Source organism: Segatella copri (genome assembly GCF_019249795.2).
Taxonomy (GTDB): Bacteria; Bacteroidota; Bacteroidia; order Bacteroidales; family Bacteroidaceae; genus Prevotella; species Prevotella copri_B.
The window spans coordinates 230,437-254,086 of record NZ_CP156891.1; the positions used below are offsets into that span (position 1 = coordinate 230,437).

The window sequence follows — 23,650 nt, forward strand, 5'->3', positions numbered from 1 at the left end:
ACTATGTTTAAAGTAAAGAATATCATATTGTCGCTCGCTCTCCTGGGATGCTCAGGCTTAGCTCAAGCCCAGCAGGTAGAGCAACGCATCGACTCGCTCCAGATACTGATAGGACAGCAGACCGTGCTGCATCTGAAAGCTTCGGTAAAGCAGGGCGATAAGGTGCAACTGCCATCTTTCAAGCCGCAGCAGCAAATTACGCCGGGAGTGGAAGTGGTAGAGCAGAGTAAGGGCGACACTTCGCACATAGGCGACGACCGCATGGTGGTGAGCCGCGACTATACGCTGACTTCATTTGATGAAAAGGTGTACGTGATTCCTGCGCTCAATGTGAAGGTAAACGGCAAGAACTGTCATGGCAACCAGCTTGCGCTGAAGGTGCTCACCGTGCCTGTAGATACGGTTCATCCCAACCAGTTCTATCCGCCTAAGGATGTTCAGGATAATCCTTTCTCCTGGAGCGAATGGAGCTCGCTCTTTTGGTTGAGCTTATTGCTGTTAATCCTCTGTGGTGCATGGCTTTATTTGCGCAACAGACTGAAGAACAACAAGCCGATTATCACCCATATCCGCATCGTAAAACGTGTTCCGGCTCATGAAAAGGCGCTGAATCAAATCAACGTCATCAAGCAGCAGCACGTTGAGAATCAGGAAACACAGAAGGCTTACTACACCCAGCTTACCAATACGCTGAGAGAATATATCGTGAGCCGTTTCGGATTCAATGCCATGGAGATGACCAGTGCCGAAATCATCGAACGTTTGCGCGAAGCAGGCGACCAGAAGATGATAGATGAACTGAAGGAACTCTTCCAGACTGCCGATCTCGTGAAGTTTGCCAAATATGAAACTCTGGTGAATGAGAACGACGCAAACCTGGTGAATGCCATCAACTTCATCGACCAGACCAAGACAGATGAGAAACCTACAGAAGAAAAGGTGGTTCCGCAGCTGACCAACGAAGAGCAGAAGACGCAATCTCAGCGCCGCCTCATCAAGTCGCTCCTCTGGATAGGAGCCATCGTAGGTCTGGCTCTGTTGGGTTACATCATTTATCAGTCAGCCATGCTGCTGATGTAAGGCAGGGTGTACTTATGAAACGTTTCGCCGGGCAAAGCGGTTTATTCCGAAACTCTTTGCCTGGCTATAAATAGAAAAATAAAGAAATGGAATTTGCAAGTAAAGGCTATTTTCTGTTGCTCCTGTTGCTGATACCTTATATATTATGGTATTTCCTCTACAGGAAGAAGAATGCGCCAACCATGCGCATGAGCGACACGAAAAAGTATCAATATGCTCCGAAGAGCCTGCGTGTGCGTCTCATCCATCTGCCAATGGTGCTGAGATGCATCTGCTTCGTGCTCATCGTCTGTGCGATGGCTCGTCCGCAGACGCATACGGCTTGGGACAACAAGACGGTAGAAGGCATTGACATTATGTTGGCGATGGACGTTTCCACCTCTATGCTTGCCGAAGATTTGAGACCAAACCGTATGGAAGCGGCTAAGGATGTGGCTACAGAATTCATCTCAGGAAGACCGAACGACAACATCGGTCTGACTATCTTTGCCGGTGAAGCTTTCACCCAGTGCCCGATGACAACCGATCATGCCAGTCTGTTGCGCCTCTTGCAGGCAACCCGTACGGATATTGCCGCCCGGGGACTGATTGACGATGGTACTGCAGTGGGAATGGGATTGGCCAATGCCGTGAGCCGCCTGAAGGATTCTAAGTCAAAATCGAAGGTTGTGATTCTTCTTACCGACGGCAGTAACAACATGGGTGAAATCTCGCCAATGACCGCAGCAGAGATTGCCAAAAGCTACGGAATACGTGTTTACACCATCGGTGTAGGAACTAACAAGGTGGCTCCTTATCCAATGCCTGTGGCAGGAGGAGTACAGTACGTCAATATTCCGGTAGAGATAGATACGAAGACGCTGAGCGACATTGCGCAGACAACCGATGGTAATTTCTATCGCGCTACGAACAATAACGAGCTGAAGAAGATTTACAAGGACATTGATAAACTGGAGAAAACCAAGTTTAATGTCAAGCATTTCGCTAAGCGCTATGAAGCTTATCAGCCATTCGCCTTGGCAGCTCTCCTGGTATTGCTGGTAGAAATCCTGCTCCGCATCACCTGGTTCAGAAGAATTCCGTAATCCGGAAACTGAAATATTTTGCTGATTATCGGAGATATTCCGCTATCTTTCGGAGATATTTTACCAGTTATCGGAGATATTTTACTGATTATCGGATAATCGAATAGAAGATATAATTAAAATAGAAAATGTTAAGATTTGAAGATCCTATATTTCTCTGGCTGTTGTGGATTATACCAGTACTGATTCTGATCAGGCTGATAGGATGGAGAAGAAGAAAGGCTAAACTGAAGAAACTCGGCGATCCGGAGCTTCTGAAACAGCTCATGCCCAACATCTCTAAATATCGCCCTACAGTGAAGTTTGTGCTGATGCTCGCAGCCTTGGCGCTTCTTATCGTGATGGTAGCTCGCCCGCAGATGGGCAGCAAGATTTCTCACGATAAGCGACATGGTATTGAAACCATCATCTGCCTCGATATTTCAAATTCCATGCTCTGTCAAGACGTAGTTCCATCCCGTTTGGACAAGAGTAAGATGCTTATCGAAAATCTGGTCGACAACTTTAACAACGACAAGATTGGACTCATCGTCTTTGCAGGCGATGCGTTCGTGCAGTTGCCAATCACCACCGATTATGTTTCGGCAAAGATGTTTCTCCAGAACATAACCCCTGGTCTTATCCAGACACAGGGAACCAATATCGGAGCTGCCATCGATTTGGCTTCCAAGAGTTTCACCCAGCAGGAGAATGTGGGCAGAGCCATCATCGTTATTACCGATGGCGAAAACCATGAGCCTGGCGCACAGGAGGCAGCGGCTGCTGCCAACAAGAAAGGAATCAATGTCTTTATTCTGGGCATAGGTAACACCAAGGGAGCACCAATCCCTATGGGCGACGGCTCTTATCTGAAGGACAATGCGGGCAACACCGTAATGACCGCCCTGAATGAGCAGATGTGCAAGGAACTTGCCCAGGCAGGCAAGGGTCAGTACATTCATGTAGATAATACCAGCGATGCGGAAAGAGCATTGAATGATGATATTGCCAAATTGCAGAAAGGCGATGTAACGAGTGTGGTTTACAGCGCCTATGATGAACAGTTCCAGGCTGTAGGTATTCTCGTCATCCTGTTGCTTATCATCGAAATCTGTCTGCTGGAGGTAAAGAATCCTTTGCTCAGAAACATCAAGTTTTTTAAGAAAGACATCAGGAAGCCTTTCTGATAAACGTTTATACATTATTATATAATAAGAATGAGATATTTAAGATATATATTGGTTTTTGCCCTGATGGTGCTGGGCTTGGCAAAGGTGGGAGCACAGAACGACCGCAACTTCATCCGCCAGGGAAACCGCGCCTATCATAAGCAGAAGTGGGCTGCAGCCGAAACGCAATATCGCAAGGCTATCTCCAAGAACCAGAAGAATGCGCAGGCTGTCTATAATCTGGGTTGCGCCCTGATGATGCAGCAGAAGGATTCGATGGCAATGATACAGTTTGAGAATGCTTCGAAACTGGAAACGAACAAGATGCGACGCGCCAGAAGTTACCACAATATGGGTGTGGTCATGCAGCAGCATCAGCAATATGCGCAGGCCATAGGATGTTATGAGAACGCCCTGCGCTGCAATCCGCAGGACAATGCAACCCGATATAATCTTGCCCTCTGCAAGAAACTGCTCAAAAACCAGAAGCAGAACAAGCAAAACGATAAGAATAAGAACAAAAAGGATAAAAACAAGGACAAGAACAAAGACAATCAGAACAAAGATCAGAATAAAGGCAAGAACAAGAACGACAAAAACAAGAACAACCAGAATAAGAACAATCAGCAGAATCAGAACAATCAGGACAAGATGAGCAAAGATAATGCTGAACAACTCTTGAACGCTGCCATCCAGCAGGAGAAGGATACGAAGCGCAAGATGCAGAAAGCGATGAGTCAGCCTCGCAGAAAGCAATATGAGAAAAACTGGTAAAAAGTAAAATAATACAACGAGCATAATAAATTTGAACATGAAACATATAGGTTGGTTTATTATTATATGGGCAATGCTTCTGGGCTTCAGTTTGCAGCTGAAAGCCCAGCGTATCAGTGTGTCGGCACCAACACACGTGGCGGCGGGCGAAAACTTCCGTGTGGCCTATACCATCAATACACGTGATGTAGAGGAATTCCGTCTGGGTGGAGTAGGAGAAGGACTTGAGGTAATCGCAGGTCCTTACACCTCATCGCAGTCCAGTTATCAGATGATCAATGGCCATACTTCCTCTTCATCGTCGGTAACCATTACCTATACGCTCTACGCAGCTAAGAACGGAACCTTTGGCATTGGTGCCTCTCATGCCATCGTAAATGGTAAAAAACTCTCTTCCCATCCGGTTAAGATTACGGTTTCTGGCCATGCTGCACGCAACAACGGTGCACCTTCCATGCACGGACAGAATGATTATAATGAACCACGTATGCGAACTGCCGGATCAAGAATATCAGGCCGCGACCTCTTCATCAAGGTTACAGCTAACAAGCGACGTGTTCACGAACAGGAACCGGTGCTCCTTACTTATAAGGTTTACACGCAGGTAGACCTTACCCAGTTGGAAGGCAAGATGCCTGACCTGAAGGGATTCCACAACCAGGAAGTTCCGCTGCCTCAGCAGAAGGCTTTCCATACTGAAACCGTAAACGGCCGACCTTACCGATGCGTTACATGGAGCCAGTATGTTATGTATCCGCAGATGACGGGAAACCTCACTATTCCAGCCATTACCTTCAAGGGAATCGTAGTTCAGCAGAACAGAAATGTTGACCCGATGGAAGCTTTCTTCAATGGTGGCTCCGGCTATGTTGAAGTAAAGAAAGATATTATAGCTCCTAGTGTGAAAATTCAGGTTGATCCATTGCCTCAGCGCCCAGCCAACTTCTCGGGCGGTGTAGGTAAATTTAATATTACTGCTTCCATCGACAAGAAGGAAGTAAAGGCTGGAGAACCTATCACCATTCGTGTAGTGGTAGGAGGAATCGGAAACCTGAAGCTGCTCAAGCAGCCTGTCATTACCTTCCCTAAGGATTTTGACAAGTACGATGCGAAGGTGACAGACAAGACCCGCCTTACAGCCAATGGCGTAGAAGGCAATATGATTTATGACTTCCTGGCTGTACCTCGTAATCAGGGAAATTATACCATTCCTGCGGTAGAATTCACCTATTATGATACTTCTGCTAACAAGTACAAGACAATCAAGACCCAGCCGTTTACGCTGAACGTAGAGAAGGGCGATGGAACTTCAGACAATGAAACATCAGATTTCAGCAACAAGGATAAGGACATTCATGCGCTGAAACTGGGCAAGTCTAAGCTCCATGATATTGACGATATGTTCTACGGAAGCTTCGGCTACTGGACCAGTCTGCTGGTTCCATTGGCAGCCTTCTTTGCCCTGCTCATTGTCTTCCGCCGCCGTGCTCTCGAGAATGCCGACCTTGTAAAGGTCCGTTCCAACAAGGCAAACAAGATAGCAACCAAGCGCCTGAAGAAGGCTCATCTGCTGATGCTCGGTGGCAAGCAGGAAGAATTCTACGATGAAGTGCTCCGTGCTTTGTGGGGCTATGTCAGCTACAAGCTCAACATGCCAGCCGAAAAGCTCTCACGTGAAAACATTCAGGCTATGCTCGAAAAACATTGTGTAGAGGAGAGAACTATCGAGAAGTTTACAACTGCGCTCGATGAATGTGAGTTTGAACGCTATGCGCCGGGCGACCCTGCCGGCAATATGAACCGTACATTCGAATCAGCAATGACTGCTATTATGGATATAGAAAATGCTATCAATGCAACGCGTAAGCAGCGCAAGAAGAGTGCAACCGGATATTCGTTCGTCATGATGATCATGGTGATGTTGGGCAGCTCTGTTTCTGCAGGCGCTGTAACCAAGAACAATGCTGATACGGAATATCAGAAAGGTAACTATCAGCAGGCCATACGCGACTATGAGGAAATATTGAACAATTATGGTGTTTCTGCCGAAGTTTACTATAACTTGGGCAATGCTTATTACCGTACAGACAATATTACCAAGGCTGTGCTCAATTATGAGCGTGCCCATCTGCTCTCGCCAGGCGATGAAGACATCAGCTTCAACCTTCAGTTTGCACGTAGCAAAACCATCGATAAGATTACTCCGGAAAGCGAGATGTTCTTCGTAACCTGGTGGAAGGCGCTGGTTAACTTTACGAGTGTTGACTGTTGGGCTAAGACAGGCATCATTGCCATCATCATGGCGCTGGTTCTGGTCTTGGTTTATCTCTTCGGTCCGCATATCGTGTTGCGCAAGATTGGTTTCTTCGGTGGAATCTTCTTCGTGGCAGTCTTCCTGCTGAGCAATCTCTTTGCTTACCAGCAGCGGCAGATGCTCATTAACCGTACGGGAGCCATCATCATCGCTCCTTCGGTCAATGTGAAGAAGACTCCAGCCAAGACGAGTGCTGACCTCTTCCTGCTGCATGAAGGAACCCGCGTTGATATTACCGATAAGGCGATGAAAGGCTGGCGTGGAATCAAGGTAGGAGACGGCAGAGAAGGCTGGATTGAAACCAAGGCTATAGAGGAAATCTGATTAAGATAAAATCTGATTAAAATAAAGAGAATGGATTTTAGTAGAATACAAGATTTTGATATGCAGCTGTTGCATGTGTTTAACGGCAGCGAGAATGTCTGGCTCGATCAGATGGCGATGGCGCTTACATCGGGCTGGACATGGATTCCGCTTTATATCGTCCTCTTCGTTGTTGTGATAAGAAACAACGAGATGATGGGCCAGATTGCTCTCGTGGTTGGAGGAGCGTTGCTCTGTATCTTTCTGGCTGATGGACTGGTGGATGGAATCATCAAACCGCTGGCTGAAAGATGCAGACCTTCCAGCGACCCGATGTTCAAGTATACGGTTCAGGTGGTTGACAATATGCGCCTCAAGAGTTTCAGCTTCTGTTCGGCTCATGCAGCCAATACGCTTTCGTTAGCTATCTTCTTCTCATTGCTTATCCGCAGCAAACTGGTTACGTGGACCCTGTTATTATGGTCGCTCGTTAACTGTTGGACCCGTCTTTACCTGGGTGTTCATTATCCGGTCGACATTCTTTGCGGTCTGGCTATCGGAGCTGTGGTGGGAGTTGTCGTTTATCTTATCTACATCAGGATGTATTACCGCATCTCCCCAAAAATTAAGTATATTTCCAACCAGTATACGAGTACGGGTTACGACTATGATGATGTAGATAAAATCATGACCGTAGTGATATTTACCCTTATCATGGTTGTGCTTTATGCCACCTGTCAGATGGCTTATCTTTAGTACAGAAATAAAAGTTCAAAATAGAAAGTTCAAAAAGTAAAATAAATAATGGATACAAAACACATTAAAATTAGTGATTATAACTATGATTTACCGGATGAGCGCATCGCAAAATTCCCTATCGCCCAGCGCGACCACAGCAAACTGCTGGTCTATAAGCACGGCGAGGTAAGCGATGATGTTTTCCATCATCTTCCCACATATCTCCCTCAAGGAGCCTTGATGATATTCAACAATACCAAGGTGATACAAGCGCGTCTGCATTTCCGCAAGGAAACAGGTGCGCTTATTGAGGTTTTCTTGATGGAGCCTGCAGAACCTACTGATTATGAACTCATGTTCCAGACCACCGGACATTGTTCATGGCTCTGCATGATCGGTAATCTGAAGAAATGGAAAGAGGGAAGCCTGAAGCGTGATTTCGAAATCAAGGGCCACAAGCTTACGCTCAGCGCCACTATGCGACGCGGAGATGCTCTCGGTTCTGAAGCGCAGGAAATGGTTGCCAAAGGCGGAGGAACCAACTATTGGGTTGATTTTGATTGGGACAACGACAAGGTGTCTTTCGCTGAGATTCTCGAAGCAGTAGGTGAGTTGCCTATTCCTCCATATCTCAACCGCAAGACAGAGGAGAGCGACAAGACCACCTATCAGACGGTTTATTCTAAAATCAAGGGAAGTGTGGCTGCTCCAACTGCCGGACTTCACTTTACCGATGCGGTTCTCAAGGATCTTGATGCGCATGGAATCGACCGCGAAGAAGTAACCCTGCATGTAGGAGCCGGCACATTCAAACCGGTGAAGAGCCTTGAAATCGAAGGCCATCAGATGCATACGGAATACATTGTTGTTCATCGCCGCAGCCTGGAAAAACTCATCAAGCACGAGTGTCGGGTCATTGCCGTAGGAACCACCAGCGTCCGTACCATCGAGAGCCTCTATTACATGGGTGTTCATCTGCTGAAGCATCCTGAGGCAAATGAAGAAGATCTGCACGTAAAACAGTGGGATCCTTACGAGCTTTCTGAAGATGGCAATCTGGTAGATGGAATCACTCCGATGCAGGCTATCCAGGCAATCATCGATTATCTGGACCGCAACGGCTTGGAGGCACTCCATTCCAGCACGCAGATTATCATTGCTCCTGGCTATCAGTATAAGATTGTGAAGATGCTGGTCACCAATTTCCATCAGCCTCAGAGTACGCTCCTGCTCCTGGTGAGTGCTTTCCTCAAGGGCGATTGGAGGAAGGTTTACGATTATGCTCTTTCGCATGATTTCCGTTTCCTGAGCTATGGAGATTCATCCCTGCTCATTCCGTAAAAGGAGTTAGGAAAACTATAAATTATTAATTGTAAATTATAAATTAAAATAGATGATTTCAGTAGAAGGACTGAAAGTAGAGTTTGGCGTTAAGCCTCTCTTTCATGATGTAAGTTTCGTCATCAACGACCGCGACCGCATTGCCCTGGTGGGTAAGAATGGTGCCGGAAAATCTACGATGCTCAAGATTCTCTGCGGTTTGCAGAAACCTACTGATGGCGTTGTGGCTATTCCTAACGAAACCACTATCGGCTATCTGCCACAGGTGATGAAACTGCAGGACGATACGACCGTGAAAGAGGAAACCCGCAAGGCTTTCGCCCATAATACCGAGATGAAGGCGCGTCTTGACAAGATGCAGCAGGAAATGGCCGACCGCACCGACTATGAGAGCGAAAGCTATGCTCAGCTCGTAGAGAAGTTTACCCTGGAACATGAACGCTACATGATGATGGGTGGCGAAAACTATGAGGCTGAGATAGAGCGTACCTTGAGCGGTCTTGGCTTTACGCGCGATGATTTTGAGCGCCCAACCAAGGAGTTTTCCGGCGGTTGGCGAATGCGTATCGAACTTGCCAAGATTCTGTTGCAGAAGCCTGATGTCCTGCTCCTCGATGAGCCTACCAACCACCTTGATATTGAAAGTATCCAGTGGTTGGAGCAGTTCCTGGCGCAGAGTGCCAAGGCTGTGGTTCTGGTGAGCCACGACCGTGCTTTCATCAACAATGTAACTAACCGTACCCTCGAAATTACTTGCGGAAGGGTAGAAGACTATAAGGTGAAATACGATGAGTATGTGGTGTTGCGTGCTGAACGCCGCGAGCAGCAGCTCCGTGCCTACGAAAACCAGCAGAAGGAAATTGCCGACATCAAGGATTTCATCGAGCGGTTCCGCTACAAGCCTACCAAGGCGGTTCAGGTGCAGAGCAGAATCAAGCAGCTCGAGAAAATCGTGCCTATCGAGGTAGATGAGGTTGACAACAAGCAGATGCACCTCAAATTCCCTCCTTGTCTCAGAAGTGGCGATTATCCTATCATCTGCGATGAGGTGCGCAAGGATTACGGCGCCCACACCGTCTTCGACCATGTTACCTTTACCATCAAGCGTGGTGAGAAGGTGGCTTTCGTGGGTAAGAACGGCGAGGGTAAATCTACCCTGGTAAAATGTATCATGGGTGAGATTCCTTTCACCGGAACTCTCAAGATTGGTCATAATGTGCAGATTGGTTATTTCGCCCAGAATCAGGCGCAGCTCTTGGATGAGAATCTAACTATCTTCCAGACAATCGACAATGTGGCAACAGGCGAAATGCGTCTGAAGGTGAACGATCTCCTGGGCGCCTTCATGTTTGGCGGCGAGACTTCAGAGAAGTTTGTCAAGGTTCTGAGTGGAGGTGAACGCAGCCGTCTGGCTATGATCAAGCTCCTGCTCGAACCGGTGAATCTCCTCATTCTCGATGAGCCTACCAATCACCTCGACATGCAGTCGAAGGATGTGCTGAAAGAAGCCATCAAGGCTTTCGATGGAACAGCCATCATCGTGAGCCATGACCGTGAATTCCTCGATGGTCTGGTAGATAAGGTCTATGAGTTTGGCGGCGGCAAGGTTCGTGAGCATCTCGGTGGTATTTACGATTATCTCCGTGCCCATAATGCCGAGAATATTAATCAAGCTCTTGCCAACCAGAGTATGGCTTCTGCCGGTTCGCCTTCTGCCAATACTTCCGGTTCTTCTGTCGCATCAGGTTCTACAGCCGACAGTCTTGCCTCTGCCACATCCGGCAAGCAGAGCTACGCTGAACATAAGGAACAGCAGAAGAAGATCCGTAAGGCTGAGAAAGCCGTGAAGGAATGCGAGGCGAAGATTGAAAAACTGGAAGCGAGAAAGAAGGAGATTGATGAACTTCTGATGAAACCGGAAAATGCAACCAACATGGAACTCGTGACCGAATACACTGAACTCATGAAGGGTCTCGATGAGGAGAACGAGCGCTGGATGCTCCTTTCGGAAGAATTGGAAGAAGTTTCGAAATAATAGTAACATTAATATATAAAAGAGAAGAAAATGAAAATGAAAATGATCTTACCGATGATGCTGATCGCAGCTCTGCCATTAGGCGCTGATGCTCAGAATAAATCGGGTCTTGTCATGAGCAATCTCGACCAGACAGTGAAGCCAGCAGACAGTTTCTATCAGTTTGCTACAGGTGGATGGCAGAAGAACAATCCTCTTCCTGCCGCTTACAGCCGTTATGGCAGTTTTGAACGGCTGGCTGAGAACAACAACAAGCGCATCAACACCATTCTTTCTGAACTCCAGAAGAAGACTTACAAGGCTGGAACCATTGAGCAGAAATTGTCTGATTTCTACAAACTCTCTATGGATGTTGACAGCCGCAACAAGGCTGGAATCGCTCCAGTAAAGCCTCTGATGGATGAGATAGAAGCTGCCAAGACCAAGGACGAGCTTCAGAAGCTTCAGGTTAAGTATGCATGGATGGGGCTCGGCTTGAGCTATGGCGCAGGTTTCGCTGCCGATGAGAAGAACGTAACCATGAACATCTACAACCTGATGCAGGGCGGTCTTACTCTCGGTGCCAAGGATTATTACCTCAACAACGATGTTGCAACCGTAGCTATCCGTGAGGCTTATAAGTCTTACCTCAGCAAGATGTTCCAGCTCTATGGTTTCTCTGCTGATGAAGCTGCCAAGAAGGCTTCTGCCGTATTCCTTCACGAAACAACGCTCGCTACTTTCTCTAAGAGCCGTACCGAACTTCGTAATCCTCAGGCCAACTACAACAAGATGACCTTGGCAGAATTCAAGGAGAATTATCCTAACATTCCTCTCGAGGCACTTGCCAACGCCGAGGGAATCAAGAGCGAATATCTCAAGGAGATGATCGTAGGTCAGCCTGCTTTCTTTGCCGGTTATGACAAGGTGGCAGCTGCAGAATGTGCAGGCACATTGAAGGCTTTGATGGAGTGGGACATCATCTGTAGTTCTGCTTCTTACCTCAGCGATGAGATTCGCGAAGCCCGTTTCGAATTCTTCGGTAAGATTATGAGTGGCCGTAAGGAGGATTATCCTCTTTGGAAGCGCGCTACTGTTCAGGTTGAGGCTCAGTTAGGCGAGGCGCTCGGTAGCATCTACTGTAAGCGCTATTTCCCAGAAAGCTCTAAGAAGATGATGGAGACACTCGTGAAGAATCTTCAGATCAGCCTCGGTCAGCGTATCGATGCTCAGACCTGGATGAGCGATGCTACAAAGAAAGCTGCCCACAACAAACTCGACAAGTTCTATGTAAAGATTGGTTATCCTAACAAGTGGACTGATTTCAGCAAGCTCAGCATCGACCCATCTAAGAGCTATTATGAGAACGTAATGGCTTGCCGCAAGTTTGCCAACGATAAGGAGATTGCAGAGAAGGCAGGAAAGCCAGTAGATAGGGATGAGTGGTTCATGACTCCTCAGACCGTGAACGCTTACTACAATCCTACTACCAATGAGATCTGCTTCCCAGCTGGTATTCTCCAGTATCCTTTCTTCGATCCTAAGGCTGATGCTGCATTCAACTATGGTGCTATCGGCGTAGTAATCGGTCATGAGATGACTCACGGATTCGATGATCAGGGTCGTCAGTATGATGCTAGCGGTAATCTGAAGGACTGGTGGACAGCTGAAGATGCAGAAGGTTTCAACAAGCGTGCTGATATGTATGCTGATTTCTTCAGTAACATCAAGGTGTTGCCTGATCTGAATGCCAACGGCCGTTTCACCCTCGGCGAGAACCTTGCCGACCATGGTGGTTTGATGGTTTCATACAATGCCTTCAAGAATGCTACTGCTAAGAAGCCATTGAAGAACAAGGATGGTTTCACTCCTGACCAGCGTTTCTTCCTCGCCTATGCAGGTGTTTGGGGACAGAACATTACTGATAAGGAAATCCGCAACCGCGTAAAGAATGATCCTCATTCTCTCGGCAAGTGGCGTGTTGATGGTGCGCTTCCTCACATCGATGCATGGTATGAGGCATTTGGTGTAAAGCAGGGCGACAAGCTGTTCATTCCTAAGAACCAGCGCCTGGAGCTTTGGTAATTCCGGAAGGAAGTTTTTCCGAATAGAATTTTTCGGGAATGGTTTTTCCGAATAGATAGAAAAAAATAAAGTCCTGATGTTTCGTTTGTTTGAAACATCAGGACTTTTTGTTTTATGCTTGAAATATTTTTGGATAAGGAAACAATAGAATAGGGGGTTATTGTTTCTTCTCCAGTTCCTGAAGATTTTCCATCTTCTTCGATTCCAGGAATTCGTAAATGCCGCAGAGATGTTCGCGGACGCGACCATGACCGAACTCATAAACCTTGCTGACAAGACCATCGAGGAAATCACGGTCGTGACTAACCACGATGAGCGTTCCGTCGAAATCGAGCAAGGCCTGTTTCAGCACATCCTTGGTCTTCAGGTCGAGGTGGTTGGTAGGCTCATCGAGAATCAGCAGATTCACCGGCTCCAGCAGCAGCTTGAGAATGGCAAGGCGAGTGCGCTCACCTCCCGACAATACTTTCACCTTCTTGGTAGAATCCTCTCCGCCAAACATGAATGCTCCGAGCAAATCGCGTATCTTGTTGCGAATTTCACCTTTGGCAACATCATCAATGGTCTGGAATACGGTAAGTTCTCCATCGAGCAGAGAAGCCTGGTTCTGGGCGAAATAACCTATCTGCACATTATGTCCCAATTCCAACTTTCCTTCGTTCTGAAGCTGACCCATGATACATTTCACAAGCGTTGACTTACCCTCTCCGTTTCTTCCCACGAAGGCAATCTTGTCGCCTCTTTCTACGGTAAGATTCACGCCGCTGAAAATCTTCTTGCCATCAAACGACATCGCCACATCGCTCATCTGAACCGGATAAGCACCGCTTCGTGGGCTCGGCGGGAACTTGAGTCGGAGGCGGCTTGTATCTTCTTCATCCACTTCGATAAGTTCCAGTTTCTCTAGCATCTTCACGCGGCTCTGCACCTGGAAGGTTTTAGAATAAGTGCCTTTGAAGCGTTCTATAAAGTCCTTGGTTTCAGCAATCATCTTCTGCTGTTCTTCATATTTCTTCATCTGCTGTTCGCGGCGTTCCTTGCGCAGTTCCAGATATTGGCTGTAAGTGGCTTTGTAGTCGTAGATGCGGCCCATGGTTACTTCGATGGTTCTTGTTGTAATGTCGTCAACGAATTTTCGGTCGTGGCTGATGACAACTACTGCTTTCGAACTGTTGATGATGAAGTCTTCGAGCCAGCCGATGGATTCGATGTCGAGATGGTTGGTTGGCTCATCGAGCAGCAGTACGTCTGGCGATTTCAAGAGCAGTTTTGCCAGTTCAATCCTCATTCTCCATCCTCCCGAAAACTCGCTTGTAGGGCGGTTGAAATCAGAGCGCTCGAAACCGAGACCGAGCAGCGTCTTCTCTACATCTTCCTCGAAATGAGTCATGTCGATGGCGTAGAATTTCTCTGAGAGAGAGGATACTTTCTCAATGAGCTGCATGTAATCATCGCTGTCGTAATCGGTACGGGTGGTGAGCTCGTTGTTGATGCGGTCAATCTCAGCCTGCATTTCGTGCAGATGGGCAAACGCCTGACAGGTTTCCTCGAATACGGTTCTGCCGTCTTCGGTCATCAGATGCTGAGGCAGATAGGCGATGACGCAATCCTTGGGAGCGGAAACGGTGCCACGAGTAGCATTTCTCACACCGGCGATGATCTTAAGCAATGTGCTCTTTCCTGCGCCATTCTTTCCCATCAGGGCTATACGGTCCTTCTCGTTAATCTGGAAGGAAATGTCTTTGAATAGGGTGGTGCCGCCAAATTCTACGGTCAATCCATCAACTGTAATCATATTATTTTCTTCTTGTTCAAATTTTTGTTTCTTTAAGCAACTCCCCAGAACGCCCCGTTCCTGCCGTTTTCGGGGTCTTCATTGATGACCAGCGCCTGCCATCATTTATGACCCGTGTTGGTCTTAAGAGAAGACCTGAGCAAGGCACAAAAGGCTGTTCTTTCGATTGCCGGTGCAAAGATACAACATTTTTGGGCAGAATGCAAGCTTTTACCCTGACTTTCTTTCGGAGAAGTAGTGTAAGTGATTGATTGATACTGATTTCTATTGGTTTTCTAGCTGAACTTTATTGCAGAACAATCTGATGGTGAGGTGTAAGGATAAAAAGCCAGCGTGTCATTAAGGGTCAGTGTCATTAAGGGTCATTTAGAAAAATGAAAGTGTCATTTTGAGCTATAGTATATATAAATATTTATTTATATATATATACTATAGGGGATTTTTCTCCCCCGAAAATGAAAATGACCCTTAATGACCTTGACCCTTAATGACACGCTAGATGAACTTGTGAATTTTACCTGATATAGGCTGTCTGTATTTCAGAATGTATTGGCTATTAGCGTGTTATGCGCATTTTGTTGTATTTCTACTCTAACGTTCTGTGTATAATAATTATCTACATATTAAGCCACTTAAGTTAGCTTTTATACTGTTCAATTCTGCATTTTTATCCTTGTTTTATGTTGCTTTTGTTAAAAATATATCATCTCAGAGGCTGTTTTTATGTCCGAGGAGGGGCATTTTTCACCCTTAGTAGAGGGGGTAAAACACCTTTCTAACCCTCTTATTTTGCATTTTTTTCTTCGAAATTTCACTAAAAAGCACTGATTTTTGCCTTTTGGGGTTTCTGTTTTGGGTGGGTAAGGATTATTTACATTGCTCAGTCTGATTTCGCTTCTAGCTTCGTTTCTTTTAGCGGATTAAAAATCCATAATGGTTCGATCTGTACGGTTGAAATTACCCAATACGCCCTGGGCTAAGAGCTTTTGGGCTTTCAGCCCGTCTTATACCACATGTGAATGTTCTGCTTTCTTTACAAAACAATTAGAATTGCCCCTAAAGAACCCAATCTCAAAATCACGATTTTTCCATATGTTTCATCACTTATTTCCAATTTTTACATGAATATGGAGCATTTTTAAACAAAAAAGACCTTGATTGCAGAACGCAACCAAGGTCTTCGGAGATTATATATTTAACCTATTGAAATCTCGCTAGATTAGATCTGCTCGCTCCAGTCCTCCTGGCTCTTACGAACGTAAGTCTGGTAACGGAGCTTAGCCATCTTCTCTGCCTGAGAGAAGAGCTCATCAGCCTCCTTAGGGAATGCCTTCTGTACAGAGAGGTAACGAACCTCACCGAGCAAGAAGTCGCGGAAGTTCTCCCAGTTAGGAGCCTTAGAGTCGAGTGTGAATGGGTTCTTACCCTCATCAGCCAACAGTGGGTTGTAACGCCACAAGTGCCAGTAACCGCACTCAACAGCCAACTCTTCCTCGTGCTGTGAACGACCCATACCGCCCTTACGCTTCAAACCGTGGTTGATACATGGTGCGTAAGCGATGATGAGTGATGGACCTGGATAAGCCTCAGCCTCGCGGATAGCCTTCAATGTCTGAGCATTGTCAGCACCCATAGCTACCTGAGCTACGTAGATGTAACCGTATGTAGTCTGCATCAAACCGAGATCCTTCTTACGGATACGCTTACCCTGAGCAGCGAACTGTGCGATAGCACCGAGTGGAGTAGACTTAGATGACTGACCACCAGTGTTAGAGTAAACCTCAGTATCGAGTACCAAGATGTTAACATCCTCACCAGAAGCCAATACGTGGTCGAGACCACCGTAACCGATATCATAAGAAGCACCGTCACCACCGATGATCCACTGTGAACGCTTAACGAGGTAGTGATCCAAAGTCTTGAGCTCCTTGCAGATAGGGCAACCCTTCTCAGCGCCGGCAGCGATGAGAGGCTTCAACTCTGCAGCAGCCTCCTTAGAACCCTCAGAATCGTTCATGTTAGCCATCCACTTGTCAGCAGCAGCTACGAACTCAGCAGGAACATGCTCCTGAGCCTTAGCCTCCTCGAGCAAGTGAGCGATGCGCTCCTTCATCTTCTTGTTACCCATTACCATACCGAGACCGAACTCGCAGAAGTCCTCGAACAATGAGTTGTCGAATGCAGGACCCTGACCCTTAGCGTTCTTTGTATATGGAGTAGATGGGATAGAAGCTGAGTAGATAGAAGAACAACCAGTAGCGTTAGCAATCATCTGACGATCGCCGAAGAGCTGAGAAATCAACTTGACGTATGGAGTCTCACCACAACCAGAGCAAGCACCAGAGAACTCGAACAATGGCTGAGCGAACTGAGAGTTCTTAGGGCTCTGCTTGATGTCTACGAGATCCTGCTTAGAAGCTACCTTGTGTACGAGATACTCCCAGTTAGCTGCTTCCTTGACCATATCCTCTGCGTCAACGTTGAATGGAACCATTGTCAACGCCTTCTCACCCTTCTTACCTGGGCAGACGTCAGCACAGTTACCACAACCCAGACAGTCGAGTACTGAAATCTCGACGCGGAAGTGCATTCCAGCCAAAGCCTTAGGTGCCTTAACATCCTGAGTCGCGAGACCCTCGATGCCTGCGAGCTCCTCATCGGTCAATACGAATGGACGGATAGCTGCGTGAGGACAAACGAATGAACACTTGTTACACTGGATACAGTTCTCTACGTTCCATACTGGTACGAATGCCTCAACACCACGCTTCTCGAATGCTGCAGTACCGTTCTGCCATGTACCGTCAACTGTGTTGTGCTTAACGAAGTCAGAAACCTTCAAGAGGTCACCTGCCTGGCCGTTGATAGGACGAACGAGCTCCTTAACGAATGCTGGAGCGTTATCCTCCTTAGCCTCATCGTCAGCGAGGTTAGCCCAAGCTGGATCTACTGTCAACTGCTTGTACTCACCACCACGGTCTACAGCGCCGAAGTTCTTGTCAACAACGTCCTGACCCTTCTTAGAGTAAGACTTAACGATGAATGCCTTCATCTGCTCTACAGCGAGATCCAAAGGAATAACCTCTGTAATACGGAAGAATGCAGACTGGAGAATGGTGTTGGTACGGTTGCCGAGACCAATCTCCTGAGCAATCTTAGTTGCGTTAATATAGTAAACAGTGATGTTGTTCTGAGCGAAGTAACGCTTTACCTTGTTAGGGATGAAGTTAACCAACTCCTCACCATCAAAGATAGTGTTCAACAGGAAGAAACCGTTCTTACGCAAACCACGAGTTACATCGTACATGTGGAGGTAAGCCTGTACATGGCAAGCTACGAAGTTAGGAGTATTTACCTGATATGCACTGTGGATAGGGCTGTCGCCGAAACGCAAGTGAGAGCAGGTGAAACCACCAGACTTCTTAGAGTCGTAAGAGAAGTATGCCTGGCAATACTTGTTAGTATTGTTACCGATAATCTGAACTGAGTTCTTGTTTGCACCAACAGTACCGTCTGCACCCAAACCGTAGAACTTAGCCTCGAATAAGTCGTCGCCACCCATTGGGATTTCTTCCTCTTCTGGGAGAGAAGTGAATGTAACGTCATCAACGATACCTACAGTGAAGTGGTTCTTAGGCTGTGGCAACTCGAGATTCTTGAATACAGCAACAATCTTAGCTGGAGTTGTATCAGAAGAACCGAGACCGTAGCGGCCGCCAACGATCAATGGCTTACGCTCGTCATCGTAGAGAGCTGACTTAACGTCGAGGTACAATGGCTCACCCTCTGCACCTGGCTCCTTAGTACGGTCGAGAACAGCGATACGTTTAACAGTAGCTGGGATAGTCTTTTTCAAGAAGTCAACAGAGAATGGACGGAAGAGGTGAACTGCAACCATACCAACCTTCTTGCCCTGCTTATTCAAGTAGTCGATAGCCTCGCGAGCTGGCTCTGTAGCAGAACCCATCAAGATAATGATGTTCTCAGCATCCTCAGCACCATAGTAGTTGAAGAGGTGATACTCACGACCAGTGATCTTAGTCATCTCCTGGCAGTACTTCTCTACTACCTCAGGAATTGCATCGTAGTAAGGGTTGCAAGCCTCACGGTGAGTGAAGAATGTCTCTGGGTTCTCAGCAGTACCGCGAGTAACAGGACGCTCAGGAGTCAAAGCACGGTTACGGAAGTCCTCGATGAACTCTTCCTTAACCAATGGACGGATGTCTTCCATATCCATCTCCTCGATCTTGTGGTACTCGTGAGAAGTACGGAAACCGTCGAAGAAGTTAATGAAAGGAACCTTTGTCTCCAATGTAGCCAAGTGAGGAACTGCAGAGAGGTCCATAACCTCCTGAACAGAACCTGAGCAGAACATAGCGAAACCTGTCTGGCGGCAAGCCATTACGTCCTGGTGGTCACCGAAGATACAAAGTGAGTGAGAAGCCAATGTACGAGCTGATACGTTGAACACGCAAGGGAGCAACTCACCAGCAATCTTGTACATGTTAGGAATCATCAGCAACAAACCCTGAGAAGCAGTGTAAGTTGAAGTCAAGGCACCAGCCTGGAGAGAACCGTGAACTGCACCGGCAGCTCCAGCCTCTGATTCCATTTCCTGGATAGAAACTCGCTGACCGAAAAGGTTCTTACGACCTTTGGCAGCCCATTCATCTACATGCTCCGCCATTGGTGATGATGGAGTAATAGGGTAGATAGCAGCAACCTCAGTAAACATGTAGCTTACATGTGCGGCAGCTGTGTTACCATCACAAGTGATAAATTTTTTCTCTTTAGCCATTTTACTTTTAGATAAAATATTAAAAATGTTTTGTATTTTTATTCCTTTGAACTTTGATAGTTGAATCTGTTTGAGAGTTCAATTTTCAGTTCTGTTTTTGTTTTTCGAATGTTTTTGCCCATTCCAACACCAATTATATTAATATAGGAAACCCAGAAGCCATAACGGAATCCTGTTGTCCTTGCCTACCTCGGTATTGTATCGGGCGTAGATGATGTCGGGATTGTTGCGCACCTTGTTTGGAGATTGCGCATCGCAGATTCTGAACTTCTTCTCACCATCTACAATGAAGTAGTGGTCCTTGCCGGTCTGGCTTACCTTATGGTCTTTCCAGAGCGAGTTGACGAAGAATGTTTCCATCACCTCCTGCTTGTCTATCTTGATAGGATAGATGGCGTACATCAGGTTGGAGTTGTGCATCATCACCTTGGATGGTTTCTTTGGGAACTCCTGCCCGGTAGGGTAAATCATGTTGATGAGTCGCGCATCAGCAAGATACTTGATGTAGTTCATTACCGTAGCTCTGCTGGTGTTGATCTCTTCGGCAAGCTGGCTCACGTTGGGAGCCTTGGCACCTTCTACAGCTAGCTGATAGAAGAGCCTCTTGATCTTGGTGAGATATTTCAGTTCGATTTGCTTGATGAGGAGGATGTCTACCTCGGTCATCATGTTCATTGTCTTTAGTAGATTCTCTGTGAAGTTGCGGTTCTCCAGGAAGAATGGATAGAATCCATGATGCAAGTAGTCCTGGAAGTATTTCATCGGGCTCACCTTGGGCAGTATCTGCTTGATGATGTGCTCGTGATTGCGCAAGATTTCATCGAGTGTATATGGCTGGAAACTGTTGCCAGTCTGCAGGTTGATAAACTCTCTGAAAGAGAAGCCTCGCAAATTATAGCTTTTCACGATTCCATTGAGCTCAGGATTCTCTTCCTTCAGTCTCATCACGCTGGAACCTGTGAACACGATTCTTAACTCTGGATACAGGTCGTAGCATTTGCGCAGCTCCTTGCTCCAGTCCGACTGTTTGAAGACCTGGTCGATGAGAAGGGTTCTGCCGCCGTGGCGAACAAAGTCACCAGCTAAATCTGCGATTCCTCTGCTTTGAAAATAGAAATTGTTCATATTCACATACAGACACTTTCGGTCAGTAGGGCCAAAGTGCTCCTTGGCATATTGAAGGAGGAATGTAGACTTTCCTACACCGCGTGTTCCCTTTATGCCAATCAAACGGTCGCTCCAGTCGATTTCGTCCATCAGAGTGCGTCTTACTGGTGCGTCCGTATGCTCTACGAGGTATGTATGTGTTCTGAAGAATGCTTCTTCCATGAGTTTATATCGTTTCTAATTGTTTTTACGATGCAAAGGTAATTAAATATTTCTAATTTGCAAACTCTAGATAGCAAAAAGTAACTTTTTTTTCATTATTTAGCACTTGTCTAAGTAAAAATGGGGATTTTCTTCCCTATTTTGCGCTTTTCTTTATATCTTTGCACCATGAAGTTACATATTTTCAATCCAGAACATGATTTGGCTTTGGCTGCAAATCTGAAACAGTTCACCGCGCCTCATGCGGGTAGACAACTTAGAAGTGATCTTGCTTTCATTCCGGCTCTTTGGGCGGAAGAGGGCGACCTCGTACTTGTGGATGATATTGATTTTGCGAAGAACAGGGTGCGCCATTTTGGAGCTGAACTGAACAGCAAGGTTGAGTTTATCACCAAGCCTCAGCTGAAGCATCTGCTCAAGACGGAATTTCTGGACAGTGTTCATCCCTGGGGATGGAACCTGTCGCTGAAAGGTGAGTTGGAGCGTTTGGGAATACCGGAGATTATGTTGCCGACTGATGCTGTATTAAATAAGGTACGCGAGGTGAGCAGCAGGCAATGGGCTGCCCTTCATCTGCAGCGTGGCGTGGAATATGTTACTGAGACGGCTCGCGTCAAAGAACTCATTCTCCAGCACGGCAAAGCTGTTGTCAAGGCTCCCTGGAGCAGTAGCGGGAGGGGAGTGAAATATGTGAGTGCTGAGGACTTCAGAACAGCCGGAGATTATCCTACCTTCGAAAGATGGGTGGCAAACATGATTTATCATCAGGGCGGCGTAACCGTAGAACCCCTATATAATAAGGTGAGAGATTTCGCCATGGAGTTTGAAATGAAAGATGGCAAGGCGCTCTATCGCGGTCTTTCGCTATTCGATACGATCAAGAATGCCTATTCGGGCAATGTGCTCTGCTCTGAAGCTGAGAAGGTGGAAATGATGAAACCGCTCATTAGCGAGGCTCAGCTTGCCGGAATCAGACAGCGTATCATCGAGGTAATGGAGCCGGCGCTGAAGGATATTTACAGTGGTCCGTTCGGCGTTGACATGATGATCTGCACGAAAGGGGAGAAGGATGAATTCTGCGAGGCTGTGCTGAATCAGGAAGGTGAGGACGTAAACAGAACCGGACTGGGCGTGGTTCCTTGCATCGAAATCAATCTGCGCAGAACGATGGGACATGTGGCAATCGATCTATACGAACATCTTGTGGCTAATTCGAGCGACGAGATGAAGACCAATAGGACGAACATCATGCGCGTGGAATATGATGGAAACAGATATCATCTCAGAATAAAGCCTGGCAGACCTTCGGAAGAGGCACCGCTGCATTGATTTTTTGTAAAGAACATAGTTGTTTTTTGTTAAGAAATAGTAAAATCGGCTTTTCCCGTGCAAGGATTAGCCGATTTTTCATTTTATCTTCAGAACTCACGATTCAGATTCCGATTCGGGAACTGCCTTTTAAAAAGAGGAACAGTCCCTTTGGGTTCAGGAGCGTTGAGTCATTAAAATGAACCAATAAATTAGAGAAATATGTATAAGAAAGTATTTAGTGCAGCTATTTTAGCTTCAGCTGCAATGGCAATGACTTCTTGCAGCTCAAGCAAGAATGCACAGAATGAGAACGTAACAAAGGCTGAGAAGATAACGGAGGCAGAGGCTGCCCGTCCGTCAGCAGATGAGGAAATGGACGAGGGTTATCTTGTCCTCTCAGAGGCTCAGCAGAACATCGTGAAGAAGAACAACGATTTCGCTTTCAGACTCTATCAGCAGATCAGCGGCATGGATTCTGAGGTGGTTTCGCCAATGAGCATCGCCTATCTGATGGGAATGCTTGCGAATGGTGCCGACGGCAAGACTCAGCAGGAGATTCTGAAGGCAATCGGTTGCGAGGGCGTGAGCGTGAAGGAACTCAACGACTGTTATAAGGCGCTGATGCTTTCGGCTGGCAAATTTGACAAGCAGACAACCGTAAACATTGCCAATTTTATCGCCATCAATAAGAATTTCAGACTGAACAGTGATTTCGCTCACACCGTGGCCGATTCTTATCAGGCTGGTGTTGAGAGCATGGACTTTACCTCTCCTAAATCTGCCACTCGCATTAATGACTGGTGCAAGAAGCAGACTAAAGGCATGATTCCTAGCATCATCGACCAGGTAGACCCTGCAGCCGTTTCTTATCTCCTGAATGCTATTTATTTTAATGGAACCTGGCAGGAGAAGTTTGATGCGAAGAACACTAGACTCGAGAACTTCAGCGGTTACACTCGTGATATTAAGAAGGTGAACATGATGCACCAGAACAAGAAGTTTGCCTATACTGAAAATGATATGTTGCAGGCTGTAGAACTGCCATACGGAAATGGATGTTATCAGATGACCGTTCTTCTTCCTAAGGCTGGCAAGAGCATCAGCGAGGTGATGAAGGAGATGGATGCTGATAAACTTCAGAAGTTGAGTAATGACATGGACCGTTGCCAGGTAGATTTAAAATTCCCTAAGTTTACCACAGAGATGGATTTGTCGCTCAACCAGATTATTAGTAAATTGGGAGCTCCAAGCATCTTCCAGCCAGGCACGGCAGATTTCAGCCGTTTTGCCAATGGCAGCTTCTACGTATCGAAGATGTTGCAGAAGGCAAAGATTGAGGTAAGCGAGCGTGGAACCAAGGCTGCTGCCGTAACAGCTGCTGTGATGCTGACCTCACTGGGTCCTCATGAGATGAAGCGTGTAGAATTTCATGCTAACCGTCCATTCGTTTATTTCATTACCGAACGTAATAGTGGCGCAATTCTCTTCATGGGTCAGTTCCTGGGAGAATAATAACAGAGAATTTGCAGGTTCTT

The 23,650-nt window shown here is 46.7% G+C and carries 14 protein-coding genes; 11 read left to right on the forward strand and 3 right to left on the reverse strand.

The features are described from left to right. The first annotated feature begins 3 nt into the window (after positions 1-3). The 9 genes from KUA48_RS01050 (at position 4) to KUA48_RS01090 (ending at position 12,882) form a co-directional block, all read left to right on the forward strand. Positions 4-1,080 carry a BatD family protein gene (locus KUA48_RS01050; protein ID WP_218433030.1) on the forward strand — a complete coding sequence of 359 codons (1,077 nt, stop codon included), beginning with the start codon at positions 4-6 and terminating at the stop codon, positions 1,078-1,080. Positions 1,081-1,166: 86 nt separating this feature from the next. Beyond that, on the forward strand, positions 1,167-2,165 hold the full coding sequence (locus KUA48_RS01055) for a VWA domain-containing protein (RefSeq protein ID WP_118254723.1): 999 nt from the start codon (positions 1,167-1,169) through the stop codon (positions 2,163-2,165). A gap of 128 nt (positions 2,166-2,293) precedes the next feature. Then, entirely contained in the window at positions 2,294-3,331 is a 1,038-nt protein-coding gene (locus tag KUA48_RS01060; protein ID WP_006846683.1) for a VWA domain-containing protein, read from the forward strand. A 30-nt stretch (positions 3,332-3,361) separates the two neighbouring features. Beyond that, the gene (locus KUA48_RS01065) at positions 3,362-4,087 is read left to right on the forward strand and encodes a tetratricopeptide repeat protein (protein ID WP_153072455.1); all 726 of its coding nucleotides are present in this window, start codon (positions 3,362-3,364) and stop codon (positions 4,085-4,087) included. A gap of 37 nt (positions 4,088-4,124) precedes the next feature. After that, a complete protein-coding gene (locus KUA48_RS01070) occupies positions 4,125-6,725 on the forward strand; it encodes a BatD family protein (RefSeq protein ID WP_218433028.1) in 2,601 nt (866 codons plus the stop codon). Positions 6,726-6,755: 30 nt separating this feature from the next. After that, on the forward strand, positions 6,756-7,460 hold the full coding sequence (locus KUA48_RS01075) for a phosphatase PAP2 family protein (protein WP_218433026.1): 705 nt from the start codon (positions 6,756-6,758) through the stop codon (positions 7,458-7,460). Between the two features lie 48 nt (positions 7,461-7,508). Next, positions 7,509-8,783, forward strand: a complete 1,275-nt coding sequence (locus tag KUA48_RS01080) for an S-adenosylmethionine:tRNA ribosyltransferase-isomerase (protein ID WP_022121985.1) — start codon at positions 7,509-7,511, stop codon at positions 8,781-8,783. 52 nt (positions 8,784-8,835) lie between these two features. Next, positions 8,836-10,818, forward strand: a complete 1,983-nt coding sequence (locus KUA48_RS01085) for an ABC-F family ATP-binding cassette domain-containing protein (RefSeq protein ID WP_218433024.1) — start codon at positions 8,836-8,838, stop codon at positions 10,816-10,818. A gap of 30 nt (positions 10,819-10,848) precedes the next feature. After that, positions 10,849-12,882 carry a M13 family metallopeptidase gene (locus KUA48_RS01090; protein WP_218433023.1) on the forward strand — a complete coding sequence of 678 codons (2,034 nt, stop codon included), beginning with the start codon at positions 10,849-10,851 and terminating at the stop codon, positions 12,880-12,882. Positions 12,883-13,039: 157 nt separating this feature from the next. On the opposite strand, the gene KUA48_RS01095 is transcribed toward KUA48_RS01090, so the two are convergent. The 3 genes from KUA48_RS01095 to KUA48_RS01105 all read right to left on the reverse strand — a co-directional run bounded on the left by KUA48_RS01095 (position 13,040) and on the right by KUA48_RS01105 (position 20,804). After that, the gene (locus KUA48_RS01095) at positions 13,040-14,677 is read right to left on the reverse strand and encodes an ABC-F family ATP-binding cassette domain-containing protein (RefSeq protein ID WP_022121988.1); all 1,638 of its coding nucleotides are present in this window, start codon (positions 14,675-14,677) and stop codon (positions 13,040-13,042) included. A gap of 1,219 nt (positions 14,678-15,896) precedes the next feature. Then, the gene (gene nifJ / locus KUA48_RS01100; protein ID WP_153072459.1) at positions 15,897-19,475 is read right to left on the reverse strand and encodes a pyruvate:ferredoxin (flavodoxin) oxidoreductase; all 3,579 of its coding nucleotides are present in this window, start codon (positions 19,473-19,475) and stop codon (positions 15,897-15,899) included. Between the two features lie 138 nt (positions 19,476-19,613). Next, positions 19,614-20,804, reverse strand: coding sequence for an ATP-binding protein (locus tag KUA48_RS01105; RefSeq protein WP_118254737.1), 1,191 nt, complete (start codon positions 20,802-20,804; stop codon positions 19,614-19,616). Positions 20,805-20,972: 168 nt separating this feature from the next. Between KUA48_RS01105 and KUA48_RS01110 the strand changes: the two genes are divergently transcribed. Together KUA48_RS01110 and KUA48_RS01115 are read left to right on the forward strand one after the other, a co-directional pair. Continuing rightward, complete coding sequence (locus KUA48_RS01110; RefSeq protein ID WP_153087192.1) at positions 20,973-22,133, forward strand: hypothetical protein; 1,161 nt, start codon at positions 20,973-20,975, stop codon at positions 22,131-22,133. A gap of 201 nt (positions 22,134-22,334) precedes the next feature. Continuing rightward, a complete protein-coding gene (locus tag KUA48_RS01115; RefSeq protein ID WP_153088978.1) occupies positions 22,335-23,627 on the forward strand; it encodes a serpin family protein in 1,293 nt (430 codons plus the stop codon). Positions 23,628-23,650 lie beyond the last annotated feature (23 nt).

Bases quoted from the DNA above. Each gene is read 5' to 3' on its own strand.
- KUA48_RS01050 (WP_218433030.1), top strand. From the start codon at position 4: ATGTTTAAAGTAAAGAATATCATATTGTCGCTCGCTCTCCTGGGATGC.
- KUA48_RS01055 (WP_118254723.1), top strand. From the start codon at position 1,167: ATGGAATTTGCAAGTAAAGGCTATTTTCTGTTGCTCCTGTTGCTGATA.
- KUA48_RS01060 (WP_006846683.1), top strand. From the start codon at position 2,294: ATGTTAAGATTTGAAGATCCTATATTTCTCTGGCTGTTGTGGATTATA.
- KUA48_RS01065 (WP_153072455.1), top strand. From the start codon at position 3,362: ATGAGATATTTAAGATATATATTGGTTTTTGCCCTGATGGTGCTGGGC.
- KUA48_RS01070 (WP_218433028.1), top strand. From the start codon at position 4,125: ATGAAACATATAGGTTGGTTTATTATTATATGGGCAATGCTTCTGGGC.
- KUA48_RS01075 (WP_218433026.1), top strand. From the start codon at position 6,756: ATGGATTTTAGTAGAATACAAGATTTTGATATGCAGCTGTTGCATGTG.
- KUA48_RS01080 (WP_022121985.1), top strand. From the start codon at position 7,509: ATGGATACAAAACACATTAAAATTAGTGATTATAACTATGATTTACCG.
- KUA48_RS01085 (WP_218433024.1), top strand. From the start codon at position 8,836: ATGATTTCAGTAGAAGGACTGAAAGTAGAGTTTGGCGTTAAGCCTCTC.
- KUA48_RS01090 (WP_218433023.1), top strand. From the start codon at position 10,849: ATGAAAATGAAAATGATCTTACCGATGATGCTGATCGCAGCTCTGCCA.
- KUA48_RS01095 (WP_022121988.1), bottom strand. From the start codon at position 14,677: ATGATTACAGTTGATGGATTGACCGTAGAATTTGGCGGCACCACCCTA.
- nifJ (WP_153072459.1), bottom strand. From the start codon at position 19,475: ATGGCTAAAGAGAAAAAATTTATCACTTGTGATGGTAACACAGCTGCC.
- KUA48_RS01105 (WP_118254737.1), bottom strand. From the start codon at position 20,804: ATGGAAGAAGCATTCTTCAGAACACATACATACCTCGTAGAGCATACG.
- KUA48_RS01110 (WP_153087192.1), top strand. From the start codon at position 20,973: ATGAAGTTACATATTTTCAATCCAGAACATGATTTGGCTTTGGCTGCA.
- KUA48_RS01115 (WP_153088978.1), top strand. From the start codon at position 22,335: ATGTATAAGAAAGTATTTAGTGCAGCTATTTTAGCTTCAGCTGCAATG.